The sequence below is a fragment of the Nostoc sp. genome, from assembly GCF_036917615.1.
In the GTDB taxonomy this organism is placed as follows: domain Bacteria; phylum Cyanobacteriota; class Cyanobacteriia; order Cyanobacteriales; family Nostocaceae; genus Nostoc.
On the sequence record NZ_JBALCZ010000091.1, the window covers coordinates 224,781 to 239,980 of the forward strand.

The following is a 15,200-nucleotide window of genomic DNA, read 5'->3' on the forward strand; positions in this document are numbered from 1 at the left end:
TACGCAAATATATGCCCTTAAAATATTGAAGCTTAAATCTACTCACATCCCCAAATTCTTGTTCTGACAAAGCGAAAACAACTATTAGACCTTATATGAATCAATTGATGCCTAAAAATTGGATATTCATCAAACAGCGGCTGACCCCTTATTTATTTTTACTACCCGCCTTATTTCTTTTGGGGTTAACTGTCTTTTGGCCTACACTGCAAGCGTTTTACCTCAGCTTTACCAGCTATGAAGATATTGCCCAGCCGCCACAATGGATAGGTTTCGCCAACTTCCTCAAGCTTTGGAAAGATGCAGTTTTTTGGAAAACCTTGGAAAACACTTTTCTATATCTTGTAGGTGTAGTACCAATTTTAGTAATTGCTCCCTTAGTGCTGGCAATTTTGGTAAATCAAAAATTACGGGGGATGAATTGGTTTAGATCTGCATATTACACCCCAGTGGTAATTTCAATGGTGGTTGCAGGAATAGCTTGGAAATGGCTGTATGCAGAAAACGGATTACTGAATCAGTTCCTGAAAGCTTTGGGTCTTTTCCCAGAAGGTATTCCTTGGCTAACTAGCCCAGCCAAAATTTTTGGCATTGTACCAATTTCTCTTGCCAGCGTCATGGCTGTAACCGTGTGGAAGGGACTAGGCTACTACATGGTGATTTATTTAGCGGGGTTGCAATCGATTCCTGCTGATGTGTACGAAGCCGCTGCGATCGATGGCTGTGATGGTATTAGCAAACATTGGGATATTACCATACCCTTGATGAAGCCGTATCTAGCACTAGTGGCGGTGATTTCGGCTATTTCTGCCACCAAAGTGTTTGAAGAAGTATACATTATGACCCAAGGGGGGCCACTTAGTAGCTCGAAAACGATTGTTTATTATCTATATGAGCAAGCCTTTAACAATTTGGAAATTAGCTATGCTTGCACGATTGGGCTAGTGCTATTTTTGATAATTTTGGGGTTATCAATTTTGCGATTAGTTATTAATCAGCAGGGGGACGATAATATCACAATCTGATATTAGTAACTAGGCAAGAATAAATCAAAGTAAGTTAAGTAATGTAAAAAATATTGAGATTAGTTTGTAGTAAGGGCTACCCTATGGGAACGCTTCGCGAACAGCCCTCATTTGAGGGCTAAAGTCCTCTCTACGAGACGCTACGCGTAGCTTGCTTCCCCAAAGGAGTACACTACAAACCTTTATTTATGTTAATACAGTTTGCTTTACAGATGCTTAAAATCAACACTCATGGAAATAGCTATTTTATTAATTAAACAAGAAAGAACTAACCTAGTACTTCTTTCGTAGTCTTGAAATGAAGTTTTACAACCTTCTCCAAAATTTCTCTACCATTTTTTTCAACTAGCTGTCTTGCTACGGTAACTACTGCGCTAGAAGAACCTTTTGGTAGCTTTGTATTGTACTGGTTTCCTAAATTGTTTAGCTTATTAATAAATCGATCTCTTGCTAAGATTGAAGCTGCTGCAACAGCAATATGGCTTTCAGCCCGGTAAGCTTGAATAATATTCAATTTCTTACCTTGTTCTTGTAATTTTTCAAGTAAAAGTTTTTCATCAGCAAATTGATCAATAATTGCTATTCGGCATTGCACTTTAGATAAAAGTTCTTCTATCGCTTTAGCATGTGCCCAAGCAAGTAAGTCATTAAGTGATTTTTTCTCATTTTCGAGTTTGGCATATATCTGGTTATATCTTTCAGCGGATATTTCTACAATGACAAACTTATCCTGGCAAATTTTTCGGATATCTTTAGCAATCTCCAAAATTTTAGTATCACTTAAAAGCTTACTATCCCTCACGTTAAGGAGTGTGAGTTGACTTAAAATTTTTTCGTCTATATATATGCAAGCAATAACTAAAGACCCGAAATAATCACCCTTCCCAGACTCGTCACTTCCAATAATAGGTAATGTTAAATCATTAGGAATAGTCGAGCTTACCTCTTTAGAACTAGGATCGCTGTTACCTTCTGATAAACTTTTTATAAAGCGAGAATATTCACTTTCATCTAATTGAGAAAAGTCAACTTTTACCTTTTCTTGCTTATTTTGGTAAACTCTGACAATCCCAGACCAACCTAATTTTTGAATTGAAAATTGTAACCCATAATTTATTTCTTTATACTCAGAAACTTTAAATTCATTAATTGAAATTAATTTACGGAAGTCTTCATAAATTTGAATAGCTTTTTTAATCTCACTCATGAAAACCTCCAAGAATTTATTTTGTTCATATCGACTTTGTAAACACTTATTTAAGTGTGAATCAAATGATACTTTTCTTCATCAAATAAAATATGATTTCTTTCTACTAGGTAGGGATGAGATTTATAGAATTCATGGATTTTTGTAATGAGTAAGTCATCCAAACTAGAAGAATCAACTACACTCATTGAGCGCCTGTTCACTTTAAATTCATATACATCTGCTTTAACAAATCGATTTGAGCTATATCCATTAGAGAGCAATAAGTCGAAGATAATTTTTCCGTTAAAATTTATCTTGCTTAATTCCTGCTCAATAATTGGCAAGTAAGAAATAGGATTTATGTATGTTGTACAAAAAATAATGACAACATTTTCTGAAATCCTTTCAATGTGATATAGCTCCTTAATATTCATAATTAATTAGCTTCCCAATCAGTTAGCTATTTTGTACGCTTGGTCTATTATTTTAACTACTTTTTCAATAATTTGGTTAGCTTTTTCTTTTGTCTCAATAAATGCACTGGTGTCAGTAAAATCATTAGCGTGAAACAATGTATGTCTTTGTTGTATAAAATAGTTGTAACAAACTTCTAAAGAGTCACAAATTTTACTATTTCCAATTTCTTGCTTAAAGTTATTAGTAACTACAAAACTGCCAATAGAATCTCTATAAAATATACCTCTAAAATAATTTTCATTATCTACTTCAATAGAATATCCTACTTCGCTAAAAAGCAATCTTCTCATAGTACCTTCAAGCGCCCGCAAAGCAGGAAAAACGTAGCAACTATAATCTGGCAAAGGAATTGAAATATCTTTGAGAGTGTAGCTTGTCCGAAGCATTTTAAGTATTCCCTCACCTAAATTAGAGTAAGCATTTGGTAGTAAAGTTTTTAGTTGTTTTTCGATAAAATTTTCATCTACATTTATAGTGTTGGGAGCTTCTTCCCCCTTATAAACAATCTCTAGAAAACCATTGAGATCAGTAAACTGTGCAAGAAAATAACTTATCTGATAATAACCATAGAGTGGTTTACCTTGAATTAATAATTTATTAGTTATTTTATAGTAAGTTAATGTCAGAGAATCATTATATTTACTAATTGCTTTTATAGTTTTCTTGGTTAAATCTTCTGAAATTGTTGAGACAAAGATTTCTGTTACATCTGAATCTTCATTTTTAAGTTCTTTAAGAAATTCAATAAGTAAATCAAATGCTTATTGATTTATATTTTTTATACTTACTGCAATTGATTTTCTAGGATCTCCAACTAATTTATCTTTAATATAAAGCGCTAACTGTTCGCCTTTATCAGCATATTTGCCAATTTTTGTATGAATAGTTGTAGTTCCGTTCTGAATAAACAAGAATTCAACCATAACGTTGCAGTCATCCACACTATACTTTACTCGATGACGAGTGGTAGTCTCCTTAGAATATGTACACGCTTGACAGTTATTAATTTTCCAAAATTCCTCTACACACTCCGCAAGACGAGTTTGGTCTAAGTTGAGTTCTTTGAAATCAGATGGCACAGGCTACCTCCAAATTAAGGATGCACTTAAAACTAGAATATATGCTTTAACAGGATAAAACTAATATCCTAGTCTAGCAATTCATAATTAGTAAGAAAGTATTATGTGCTAATTACCCTACTTATAGTTCAATTGTACTATTTTCTGATGTTGTTAGCTTAAGCTTTCTTTGATTAAATAGCGAAAATCACAACTCTAGTGGACTTGCCTCAATTCTTTTTTATTTAAAATCGTGTTTGATACTCCACTACTGCACGACTATCATCGGTTAAATTAGTGGAAGCACGCACACGAAATTCGTTATTTATCCGGTAATTAATACCCCATTGGAAGGGGTCATTTGTTGTCAAAATTTTGATGCTGGAAACGGATATTTTGGAGGAAATATCAACCCCAGCCTCGGCTGCTAATTCCAATGTTGAATTGCTTCTTCCCGCTTCCGGATTCTCAGAAATAACGGTGGGAAATATCCGCAGTTCACTTAAGCCAAAGGTACTCCCAATCTGGTTAAAAGCTGACTGAAAATTGTTGAACACAGCTGAACCTGCGATGTTAATCAGACCCAAAGTACTGTCAGCACGTCCTTGGGTGTCTACAAACCCACCTCCTAAAAGAGCAACAATTTCGGTTTGACTACGTGACGGACTGCTTGTTAGTTCTATATTTTCATTTAGTTTGCTGGCGAGACCGTTGATAGTGGCTTCGACTCGAACACTCTCTAAAGCTGATAAACCTGTGGTATTTATCCGGCTGAAGTCATTACTTTGAGTTACGTCCAGTACCTTGGCAAATAGCCGAATATCTAACTCAGGATCGCGGGGTTGAGAGGGACTAAAAGTTGCGGTGTGTGTATAGCCACGAGCAAGGTTAAATTGGGTAGTAAATAAATTCACCCCACCTTGTTCTAACCGGATAGTGCCATCGGGTATTGGCTGATTGATTGAGCCGTTAACTATGAGATTACCAGTTGCGCGGAAGCTGAGAATAGGGGGACGGGTAATTTGGACGTTTTTGCCTAGTTCCAAATCTAGATTATTAAATGTGGCGATGCCTAACGGCAAGGCTGCCCCCAATGCATTTCCCATCCCATTCCCAATTTCAGGTTTGCTCTGCTTATTGGCTTTTGGGGGTGATACGCCAAAGTCACTATTTGTAGATGAAGTGGCGTTGGTCGATTCTGCCAGCAATACCTGACCATCAAATAAATTTACTTTACCGCCAATTAGTGGGTTAAGGGCAGAACCAGTAATCTGCAAATTGCCGCTAGCACGTCCCTGATAAAGTCCCTTGAGAGTCAACGTTAGCTGATCGAGACTAACCGTCAGGGGATTGTTGATAGTCACGTTCTGATTGTTGAAAATGGGAATTTCTCCAGCAGCTTCTACCTTCCCACTACTAAATTTACCCTGAAGATTTTCTACTAAGATGCTGTCAAAATTAAACAGCACTCTACCTGTTACACCTGTGAGCTTATCTGGCAAAGCCTGGGCTGCAAAAGTAGCATTATTGACAGTAGCAATTCCATCTACTTCGGGTTTTTGGAGTGTTCCGCGTACCTTGAGGTCTACTTCTCCTTCACCTTTCTCAAATACCGCTTGATTAGTCAATGCGTTTAACAGTGCCAATCCCTCATTTTCCAACTTCAAATCAAGACTGATTTGCTCGTTGTCTGGTGCCACGGAAGCAAAAGGCAATTTATAAGGAATGCTGCCAGTAATATCAACAGGTTTTGGGCCTGCAACTGCTACAGTACTACTAAAGTTTAAGCGTCCGTTGGCATAGCTGAAACTTGCGATCGCTGACTCTATTGCTTTCTGATTCAGCTTTCCTTCTGTGATTTGCAATTCCCCTCTAGTTTGAGGATTAGCAATAGTGCCTGCTAAAGCTGCTGTAGCGTTAAGATTACCTGTGATTCCAACTGGCAGTTTGACAACATTATTCAGTAATTGTACCGGAAAATTATTCACCCGCAACTGACCAGATTGTTCATCACCGCCAATGTTACCCGTAAAGGCTATCAGCCTGTTTTGAGATTCAAGCCGTAAAGGTCGCAAACTCAAAACACCGTTTTCAAAGTTGCCTTCGGCAATCACTTTTTCGGCAGTATAAAAACGATTTCGTTCTTCCTTTTTACCCCAGGCAAAGTTTTGTCCATTCAAATTAAAATCTACTGACAATCCATTGGCTGTAGCTGTATTTACAGCCACTTCCCCATTGAAAGTCCCCTTTAAGTCTGCCAAATCTGGTATGGGAGTGGAATTAAGTCGCTGTTCTTCTTGCTCTGCTATCAAAGCTTCAATTTCTGAAAACCGTTGGATTTGGGTTAATAAGGGTTGATTTTGCGCTCCTTGGGGGTTGGTGGTCAGATCCGCTGCTGTGCCGTAGATTGGTGCTGAACCACCTTGCAAACTTTGTAAATCAAATACCTGTGCTACAGCTAGAACATCTTGAATCTCTCCCTGGTTGACGTTCAGTTTACCTTGTAGTTGAGGGCCTTTAGGAGTTTGGGCAAAAATGCCGACAAGGGCGTAGCTACTTTTGCCTTTGACAAATTCACTACTGGCAAGTGTGGCTTTACCGTTACCGTAGCGGAATTCAGCCGCTAAACGATCGCCTTTAACTCGGCCAATTTGCGGATTGGCGATCGCTAAATTTCCCGTTGCTGCTAATCTCTGCTGATTAAACAGCAAATCCCCAGTTAACAACCCAGCTATCTTACCAGCACCCAGGCGAGTAATTGGTGGCGGAGTCAAATTCAATATTTGTAAGGGGAAATTTGCAAGTTTGAGTGCCCAATCATTCCCTTGAACGTTACCTGTGGCTGATGCTTGCTGCCATTTGACTAAGAAAGATTTAGGGCGATTATTGGCATCTAAATTCAAGGCTAGGCGATCTCTGACGAGAAGCCGCTTCGCGTCTACGCTATTTCCCGCCAAGTTCAAATTTAAACCGCGTCCCTGTGCTGAATCGATGTTTCCAGTTAACAACGGCTCAAAAGCAATATCTTGAACAACCAAGTCTCGTAAATTAATTTGCCCTACCACATTTGGCAAGGGCAGCTTACCAGTGATTTGACCATTAAAATCTACTCTCCCCGCCACAGCAACCTGATTAGGAAGATTGATCGGTAACTGTTTTAAGTTGTAATTCTGGGCTTGGACGTTGAGATTTAGGGCAGTAATTTCCGGTATACGTGCCTGTTTCGCATTGGCTAATATGTTACCAGTAACACTTAAACCGGGAGCAGTTGCTCGCTCAATGGTAAGCCTTTCACCACTCCAAGCGATCGCAGCCGTCAGAGGTCGCTCAAGACCAGGGATACCTTGGGATAATTGCACCTGTCCAGCGGCACGCACATCAGCTAATTTGGATGATCCTAGCGTGCCAGCTAATTGCAATTGACCGCCAAACTGACCTCGCAATTGCTGATTTAAGCGATTTAATTCTACACCGGAAGCATTAACTAGAGCTTGATAGCGACCATTAGCCAATTGGATATTAGAGGCTGTAATAGTCCCACCCGCAACATCCACCCGTCCCTGACCACTGGCTTGGATAGTTTGCGGTTGGAAGGACTCAACAGAACCCGCCACGTTTGCTTGACCAGTTAATGTCCCTTGGAACTGCTTTGGTACTACTATCAACTGCTGCAACGGTACATTATTTGCCTGAACTTGCGCCTGATATACACCATTAGCCACTTGGATATTAGAGGCTGTAATAGTTCCACCTCCAACATTTACCCGCGCCTGACCACTGGCTTGAATAGTTTGCGGTTTAAAAGAATCAATAGAACCCGCTACGTTTACTTGACCAGTTAATGCTCCCTGGAACTGCTTTGGTACTGCTGCTAACTGCTGCAACGGTACATTATTTGCCTGAACTTGCGCCTGATATACACCATTAGCCAATTGGATATTAGAGGCTGTAATAGTCCCACCCGCAACATTTACCCGTGCCTGACCGCTGGCTTGAATAGTTTGTGGTTTAAAAGAATCAACAGAACCCGCCACGTTGAACTGACCAGTTAATGCTCCCTGGAACTGCTTTGGTACTGCTGCCAACTGCTGCACAGGAACATTCTTAGCCTGAACTTGCGCCTGATACACACCATTAGCCACTTGGATATTAGAGGCTGTAACCGTTCCTCCGCCAATAGCAAGGCGACCCTCACCACTGCCACGTAGGGTTTTCAGGCTGAAATTATCTCTGTTGCCTGCGATTTGAAACGTACCCGCCAATGGATTATTTAAAGCTGGGGGAGACTGTTTCAATATTTGTCCCAACCGCACACCATTAGCTACAAGTTGAGCAGAGAAGCCTTGGTCTTGCAGTTGGACATTAGAAACTGTAACTGTGCCGCCACCAATTTGAACTCCTGCACCATCAGTGCGAATCGTGGCAATTTCAAATGGTGCTGTACTGCCTGAGAGGATGAGACGACCATTAAACTGTACCCCCGCCAAAGAGACATTTTGCAGTTGACTTTTGTCTACAAAGGGTTCCAACTTCACCCCAGAGGCAACAGCCACAGCTTGCCAACGCTGATTGGCGTAACTGCCAGTTGCCCGTACTGTACCACCACTCACATTGAGAGCCACATTACGGAAGGAGACGGTGCGATTTGGAGCGATTGCAACTTCCCCAGTTCCGGGGTAAGTTCCGTTAGGAGCTTGAAATCTTACCACAGTTTGGACATTGGTAGGAGGGCCTATTAGTTGGGCTGTAGCTGAGACATTACCTATTTGGAAAGTGGGTGTTGTTTGGTAAACTTTTGCGATCGCATCCCCTGGAACATTCTTAGCGGCGAAATTTAAATCCAGTCGCGGGGTTTTACCGAGTTGAATTGTGCCAGCGCCCGTGATTTCACCACCGACTTTGGCGAACCCTTGAATATCTTTTAGGGTAATTAAAGAGGAACTAGTAGCAAGCTCAAACTTACTACTGATATTATTAAAATCAACTTTGTCAATCCGAGCAGTTTGGATTGTGGCAACTGTGCCTGAGAGAATTGGCTCTTTTGTTGATCCGGTAATCTGCAAGTCTGCTTGTACTTGTCCAGCGATCGGCACAGGTAGTTTTACCTTGAGAGTCTCTTGGGCATTAGCCAAACTCACCGCATTTACACGTCCCGCCAACTTAAAGCCTGCTTTAGTGTCGATGATTCCCGTAGCCACTAGGGGAATTTTGCCGTAGTTGGTAGTAACATTCTCTAACTGCAATTCCGTTCCTTGGAAGTGGAGGTTTCCTTTGGTATTGCTCAACAGTTGCGGGACTTTGGGCACTTGAACTGTTACCCCTTGTACAGCAGCGCTGCCAAACAATAAAGTCTGCTGTCCTGGTATTAACCGAACTAACAAGTCGCCATTGGCTCGACCCGCCTGTAAGTTCACTGGTAGCTTGATCAACCGAGTAATATCCGCAACCAGAAAGTCTTGTCCTCGCAACTGGAAGTTGCCTGCTAGCATCTTGGAACGCGTCTCTCCCTGAATGGAAATACTGCCACCACTGTCTGCTTGACCCCCGACATCAAACCTAATCAACTGATTGTTTGCTAAAAGTTGGGCAGAACCGTTGAGTTGAGAAAATGTTACAGGAGATGATAAAGATATTGCTCCCCCTGCCCCCCCTGCCCCCCCTGCTCTCTTCTGCGGCATCAACGCCAACTTGGCATTGCGAAATCGCAGGTTGTCCAAATCGGTTTTAATTGCGCCGCCTTCACTTGGCGAGGCTATATTAGTGGAAACCCAGCGTCCTTGGTCATCCTGTTCAATGTAAATATCCGGGTTGACTAAGGTGACATCTAGCTTTAAGTGGCGGTTAAAGATTAGTTGTAACAGGTCAAAACCCACCTCCACAGCTTCGACTGTGGCCCGATCTGGATCTGTGGGTGTGGCTGGGATAGTTGAAGTTCCAAATTGCACTCCCGTCAACGAAAATTGCGTGACTCTTCCCAGTTTTACCGGACGGTTGAGTGTAGTCGTGAGACTTTGTTGTGCCAAGGGTGTTAACTCTGTTTGGACAAAAGTCCACAACCGCCAAATACCGACAACAATTCCTAACAGTAAAAGTCCGCCCAAGGCAATGCTACCCCGACTCAACACCAGCAACCACAGACGCTTGCGGATAGTGTAAGGGGAGTGAATATCTTGATTGGGAGATTTAGTCATTTGCTTTCACTGTATTAATTGCCGGATATCCCTGGCACACAAGCATTAACTGGCACATTGATTCAGTATGCCATTTCCAGGATACGCCAACTAAATCCAAGACCTTATTGATTGAGTTACGGTATTTACTTGATCCAATACTTATGCTTAAGAATATTGGCGTTTTCAGGAAAATCTGAGTTCAATAGAGTGAAAATTGTTCCTGTGACTTTCCGTGAGGCACAACCTAGAACTTTAATATGAATAGACCTTAAAAAAGACAGATGATTACACCAATGCGTGTTTTTGTGTTAATTTTTAATGCACGAACGGAAAATGAGGGGATTCACACGATTCGGGAGGGCGATCGCAATAAAATTCTGATGTTCGAGTCAGAAGACGACGCCACGCGCTTTGCCCTGATGTTGGAAGCTCAGGATTTCCCCTCACCTACACCAGAGCCGATCGATGCTGAGGAAATCAAGGAATTTTGCGAAACTGCTGGATATGAATGGGAAATCATCCCAGAAAACAGCAATTTAGTTGTAACTCCCCCAGAACTTAACGTCGAAAAAACCGACTGGCAAGTAGATGCCCAGAAGGAGGATACTGTTGAAGACACCTTCCCTATTAATCAACAGCCACTAGAAGAACCAGAATTGTCTGATTCTGAACTAGAGAAGATTCGTCGCAAATTTGAAGGATTGTTGTAATTAGTCATTAGTCATTAGTCATTGGTCATTGGTCACTGGCTCACCAGTGCGGGAACAGGGGATTTCCACGCCACTTCCTTCTCCTGTCGGAGACGCTCTTGCTAGCTTGCTTCTCCGTAGGAGTACAACTCTTGCAACCCCGCAACGGAGTGGCTCCCCATGAGCAACTGGCTCACCCGAAGGATCATTAGCCATTGATCGCTAACTGACTAATGACATAGACGCCCTTTGGGCGGCTTCCCGTAGGGTACGACAAAGGATAAAGGACAAAGGACAAAGGACAAATGACAAATTTGCAGGAACGTGGGCATCTTTTAACCGAGCTGGTAAATCCTAACAGTCTTAACTTAGACCAGCTCAGTTCTCTGGAATTGGTGGAGCTGTTTAATAGCGAAGACCAAAAAGCAGTTGCGGCGGTTGCGGCGGCGAAAATTCAGTTGGCACAAGCAATTGATAGCACCGCAGAGCGTTTGCGCCACGGAGGACGCCTATTTTATATTGGTGCGGGTACAAGTGGTCGGTTAGGGGTGTTAGATGCTGCTGAGTGTCCACCTACTTTTTGTACACCCCCAGAGTTGGTACAGGGGATTATTGCTGGTGGTGCTGGTGCGCTAGTACGCAGTTCCGAAGATTTAGAAGACAGCATCGAAGATGGTGAGGCTGCGATCGCTGGGCGACACATTACCCAGCTAGATGTAGTAGTTGGTATTACCGCTGGTGGGACAACGCCATTTGTCCACGGTGCGCTTCATGCTGCTCGTCAACGGGGAGCCACTACTATTTTTATCGCCTGTGTTCCAGCTCAACAAGTTAGCTTTGATGCTGATATTGACATTCGCCTATTGACAGGGCCAGAGATCATCGCTGGCTCAACTCGCCTGAAAGCTGGTACAGCCACGAAGTTAGCTTTAAATATCCTTTCCACTGGGGTAATGGTGAAGCTAGGCAAAGTATATGGCAATCGGATGGTGGATGTGGCCGTAACAAATCAAAAGTTACGCGATCGCGCTTTGCGAATTTTGCAAGACCTCACAGGTTTAAGTCGAGAAGCTGCTGGTTTTTTACTAGAACGTAGTGGTAAGTGGGTTAAGCTAGCGTTATTAATGCACTGGACTGGTTTGGAAAAAGAAGAGGGCGATCGGCTTCTTTCAGAACACCAAAGTAATCTCATAGCAGCTGTTTTGAGCTATCAAAACCACAAGCAACCTTGAAAAAATTTTCCTAAATAAATACTCTATATATGGCTGCTACTTGTCTTAGTAGTACGCCTTTTTTTAAGAATAATATTCCTTAGAAAAGCTAACATTAACTAAATAATTAAGAATAGTAAACTTAAATAAATATTTTTAACATTTATTGTCAATCTCAATAACTAGAGCAAAATATCTAGAAACTGCTAATCTTTTTTAAACAGAAATTCAGAACTTATACGGATATAATTTACTATAATAATTATTAAAATAATATATTAATACTGAATTCATCATGTTCTTGACTATAGCAACCTACTGGAGTAATAAAATATTAGCGTAAAGGTCAACTTTACCAATAATAAACTCTGTGCAAAATGACTTATTTACTAGCAATAATTTTGCTATTTTTGCATCTTGCTTGCTTTTAATAATCTTGATTTAGATTGCTATATACCAAATGTATTTTCCCTTATTGACATATCTACTGACCACTATATAGCTAGTGTGGGTTTTTCAAGGGTTGGCTTTTTAATAAAAGGAACAAACTATGTCCCACCAAGAAGTTATTCCAAATAACCTAGTGAATGAATTTAAAACTTGTACTCAGTTGCAATACAATGGCAGATTAAATATTAAGAGTTCAAAGGGCAGTCAATGGACTTTTTACTATCGGCTGGGACGGATAGTTTGGGCAACAGGGGGAACTCATCCCTTCCGACGTTGGCGTAGACATATGGCTCAAAATTGTCCCCAGATTGATGTTGATAAGTTACAGTTGCATTTACAAGACTTATCAATCGATTATTGGGATTATCGCTTTCTAGAAATATTGTATAAAAAACAGAAAATCCAGCGGGAGCAGATTAACTCTATTGTTGATAACACGATAGCAGAACTATTATTTGACCTAGCTCTGCAAGGAAATTTTGCTTCTATAAGTTGCAATCGCAGCCAAGAAGTTATCTTAGAAACCCCAATGAGCTTCACGAGTGCAGAAATGTCTGTAAAGCATATGCAAGACTCGTGGAAAATTTGGTCAGAAGCTGGTTTAGCAAATTTTTCTCCTGACTTAGCACCAGTTTTGCGGCGACCAGAGCAACTTGAGCAGATGGTAAGTCCATTTGTCTACAAAAACTTTGTGAATTTAATCAACGGCAAATTTACTCTGCGAGATTTAGCCGTGAAAATGAAGCAGAATGTACTGCCACTCACGCGTTCGTTGCTTTCCTATGTTCTTAAAGGAATCATTGAATTGGTGGAAGTACCTGACTTGCCTTTAGGAGTTACTGAAGTCAACAATAACTCTCCCACCACACAACCAAAGAAGCGGCTTGCTCCACTAGTGGCTTGCGTCGATGATAGTCCTCAGGTATGTAAAATGCTAGAGGATATTATCACTTCCAATGGATTGAGGTTTGTCAAGATTCAAGATGCTGTACAAGCTCTACCAACCCTCATTCAAGATAAACCAGACCTAATTTTCTTGGATTTGATTATGCCAGTTGCTAGTGGTTACGAAATTTGCACTCAGTTGCGACGAATATCTACCTTTGCCAACACACCGATAATTATATTAACAGGCAGTGATGGTTTTTTAGATAGAGTTCGTGCCAAAGTAGTTGGTTCTACAGATTTTCTCACTAAACCTGTAGTGGCTGATAAGGTGATGACTATAGTACGTAAATATTTACCTGCACCGAGTGTATTAATCGACAAGAATAAATCTAATTTAGAGGTTTGTAATTAGAGAAAATTAGAGGCTATTTATAAACAAAATATTAAGTGTAGAGTGTGTAGCAATGCTACGTTGATACTGCAAGTAAATAAAATAAATAAAAATGCCGCCATTCACCATGTGTTTTTGGTGCGTTCCGCTCCGCTTTAATACACACTGCAAGTTTAATAATTACTTGATTAAATGGTCTATTAGTAATTTTAATTTACGATTATTCATCAGATAATTCGATTAACTTGAAAACTTCATTCCTCAATATGAACCTATTAGGAATAGCTCTAACCAAAATTTATAATTTATAGACTTTTCCACTTCAGTAAAAATTTAATTATTGAGGTGAAAAACTATTTATTGTTCAATATATATTAAGTTATATTTATTACGTACTTTTTCTGAGGTTGATACATAAAGATTGAATCAAAATTAGATAAATACAAAAACTTGTATTTATGGCAGTCCTATTTGAGTTATGAAATATTGGTTATGTGAAAGGGATTAGGGGCTAGTCTCTAGTCCCTTCCATGTCTTAGTTGAGAAATCATTTAGGATTTGTATGTCTAATTTGTTTACATTCTGATAAAAGTTTAACGAGTAATTGCCATGAATACTGTTTTAGTTGTTGAAGATGGCTTAACCGATATGGAAATAATCAGCCGTTACTTACAACAGGCAGGTTATTCTGTGATTAGCGCCACAAGTAGTGAAGAGGCCCAAGACAAAATAGATAAAAATAAGCCAGACCTAATATTTCTCGACGTAATTTTACCGGGTAAAAGTGGCTTTGAAATTTGCCGAGAACTGAAAAGCAATCCCCAAACTAGCGAAATACCTGTGGTTTTTTGCTCTACAAAAAATAGTGATGTAGATAAAATTTGGGGTAACATGTTGGGCGCTGATGGTTATCTATCAAAACCGATTGATCGAGAGGAATTAGTGGGAATGTTGAAGTTGTTAATTAATAAATAATAATGTCATAAAAGTCACTAATTCTAAATTAAATAATAACTGCAAATAGTGGCTAAAGATAAATCATCAAGGACAAAGGATCAATAATTTTGGAAACCCAGGAAAAGTTTTTAAGTTTTAATTTGGGAGTAAGTGATACAGCCGTAATTTCGTTACAACACATCACAGAAGTTTTCCAAGTATCATTACCAGAAATATGTGGCGTTCCTCAAATGCCCAGTAGCGTCTTGGGTATTTATAACTGGCGCGGTGAGATGCTTTGGTTGATAGATTTAGAGGGAATGTTAGGTTATCCTCCAATTTCGCAAGGACCAAATTTACTTTCAAGAATGATGGCGATTGTTCTGGAAAATAAGGGTAAGTATTTGGGACTATTAGTGCGACAGCTTATAGATATTGAATGGCTGGATACTAAGGAAATGAAACCGACAACTGCTGAATTATTTTATCCTAAAATATCACCTTTTTTACAGGGATACTTTATTAATGATTCGGAGGATATGATTTTTAATCTGGATGCCATAACTATTATCCAAGCCCCCATGTGGGGGATTCATAATTGAATATTTAGTAATAGTTGATTAGTTAGGTGTAGGATTTTGACAATTCCTAATCCTTAATTACCAAATACCAGTTCATTCTTATCTGCCACATATAAAATTAGTAACAGTCAC

The 15,200-nt window shown here is 40.0% G+C and carries 12 protein-coding genes; 6 read left to right on the forward strand and 6 right to left on the reverse strand.

Annotated elements, in window-relative coordinates; all coding sequences use genetic code 11:
* The first annotated feature begins 95 nt into the window (after positions 1-95).
* Positions 96-1,025: a carbohydrate ABC transporter permease gene (locus V7K85_RS33865; protein ID WP_334820692.1), complete on the forward strand. Its 930-nt coding sequence runs from the start codon at positions 96-98 to the stop codon at positions 1,023-1,025.
* A gap of 268 nt (positions 1,026-1,293) precedes the next feature.
* On the opposite strand, the gene rnhC is transcribed toward V7K85_RS33865, so the two are convergent.
* The 5 genes from rnhC to V7K85_RS33890 all read right to left on the reverse strand — a co-directional run bounded on the left by rnhC (position 1,294) and on the right by V7K85_RS33890 (position 9,940).
* Positions 1,294-2,232, reverse strand: a complete 939-nt coding sequence (gene rnhC, locus V7K85_RS33870) for a ribonuclease HIII (protein ID WP_334820694.1) — start codon at positions 2,230-2,232, stop codon at positions 1,294-1,296.
* A gap of 50 nt (positions 2,233-2,282) precedes the next feature.
* Positions 2,283-2,648: a type II toxin-antitoxin system RnlB family antitoxin gene (locus V7K85_RS33875; RefSeq protein WP_334820696.1), complete on the reverse strand. Its 366-nt coding sequence runs from the start codon at positions 2,646-2,648 to the stop codon at positions 2,283-2,285.
* An 18-nt stretch (positions 2,649-2,666) separates the two neighbouring features.
* Positions 2,667-3,437, reverse strand: a complete 771-nt coding sequence (locus tag V7K85_RS33880; RefSeq protein ID WP_334820842.1) for a type II toxin-antitoxin system RnlA family toxin — start codon at positions 3,435-3,437, stop codon at positions 2,667-2,669.
* Between the two features lie 15 nt (positions 3,438-3,452).
* Positions 3,453-3,770 (reverse strand): hypothetical protein, encoded by a 318-nt coding sequence (locus tag V7K85_RS33885; protein WP_334820698.1) that lies wholly within the window; start codon positions 3,768-3,770, stop codon positions 3,453-3,455.
* Between the two features lie 224 nt (positions 3,771-3,994).
* Complete coding sequence (locus tag V7K85_RS33890) at positions 3,995-9,940, reverse strand: translocation/assembly module TamB domain-containing protein (RefSeq protein ID WP_334820699.1); 5,946 nt, start codon at positions 9,938-9,940, stop codon at positions 3,995-3,997.
* A 263-nt stretch (positions 9,941-10,203) separates the two neighbouring features.
* Here V7K85_RS33890 and V7K85_RS33895 point away from each other — a divergent pair, with 263 nt between their 5' ends.
* Complete coding sequence (locus V7K85_RS33895; RefSeq protein WP_334820701.1) at positions 10,204-10,632, forward strand: DUF3110 domain-containing protein; 429 nt, start codon at positions 10,204-10,206, stop codon at positions 10,630-10,632.
* 18 nt (positions 10,633-10,650) lie between these two features.
* On the opposite strand, the gene V7K85_RS33900 is transcribed toward V7K85_RS33895, so the two are convergent.
* Positions 10,651-10,827: a hypothetical protein gene (locus V7K85_RS33900; RefSeq protein WP_334820703.1), complete on the reverse strand. Its 177-nt coding sequence runs from the start codon at positions 10,825-10,827 to the stop codon at positions 10,651-10,653.
* Positions 10,828-10,916: 89 nt separating this feature from the next.
* Between V7K85_RS33900 and murQ the strand changes: the two genes are divergently transcribed.
* The 4 genes from murQ (at position 10,917) to V7K85_RS33920 (ending at position 15,089) form a co-directional block, all read left to right on the forward strand.
* On the forward strand, positions 10,917-11,843 hold the full coding sequence (murQ, locus tag V7K85_RS33905) for an N-acetylmuramic acid 6-phosphate etherase (RefSeq protein WP_334820705.1): 927 nt from the start codon (positions 10,917-10,919) through the stop codon (positions 11,841-11,843).
* Between the two features lie 529 nt (positions 11,844-12,372).
* Entirely contained in the window at positions 12,373-13,572 is a 1,200-nt protein-coding gene (locus V7K85_RS33910; protein WP_334820707.1) for a response regulator, read from the forward strand.
* A 588-nt stretch (positions 13,573-14,160) separates the two neighbouring features.
* On the forward strand, positions 14,161-14,526 hold the full coding sequence (locus V7K85_RS33915) for a response regulator transcription factor (protein WP_334820709.1): 366 nt from the start codon (positions 14,161-14,163) through the stop codon (positions 14,524-14,526).
* An 89-nt stretch (positions 14,527-14,615) separates the two neighbouring features.
* Positions 14,616-15,089: a chemotaxis protein CheW gene (locus V7K85_RS33920; RefSeq protein ID WP_334820711.1), complete on the forward strand. Its 474-nt coding sequence runs from the start codon at positions 14,616-14,618 to the stop codon at positions 15,087-15,089.
* Positions 15,090-15,200 lie beyond the last annotated feature (111 nt).

Excerpts from the sequence above, each read along its gene's own strand:
- V7K85_RS33890 (WP_334820699.1), bottom strand. The coding sequence starts at position 9,940 with ATGACTAAATCTCCCAATCAAGATATTCACTCCCCTTACACTATCCGC.
- V7K85_RS33900 (WP_334820703.1), bottom strand. The coding sequence starts at position 10,827 with ATGGCTAATGATCCTTCGGGTGAGCCAGTTGCTCATGGGGAGCCACTC.
- rnhC (WP_334820694.1), bottom strand. The coding sequence starts at position 2,232 with ATGAGTGAGATTAAAAAAGCTATTCAAATTTATGAAGACTTCCGTAAA.
- V7K85_RS33895 (WP_334820701.1), top strand. The coding sequence starts at position 10,204 with ATGATTACACCAATGCGTGTTTTTGTGTTAATTTTTAATGCACGAACG.
- V7K85_RS33865 (WP_334820692.1), top strand. The coding sequence starts at position 96 with ATGAATCAATTGATGCCTAAAAATTGGATATTCATCAAACAGCGGCTG.
- V7K85_RS33915 (WP_334820709.1), top strand. The coding sequence starts at position 14,161 with ATGAATACTGTTTTAGTTGTTGAAGATGGCTTAACCGATATGGAAATA.
- V7K85_RS33875 (WP_334820696.1), bottom strand. The coding sequence starts at position 2,648 with ATGAATATTAAGGAGCTATATCACATTGAAAGGATTTCAGAAAATGTT.
- murQ (WP_334820705.1), top strand. The coding sequence starts at position 10,917 with ATGACAAATTTGCAGGAACGTGGGCATCTTTTAACCGAGCTGGTAAAT.
- V7K85_RS33910 (WP_334820707.1), top strand. The coding sequence starts at position 12,373 with ATGTCCCACCAAGAAGTTATTCCAAATAACCTAGTGAATGAATTTAAA.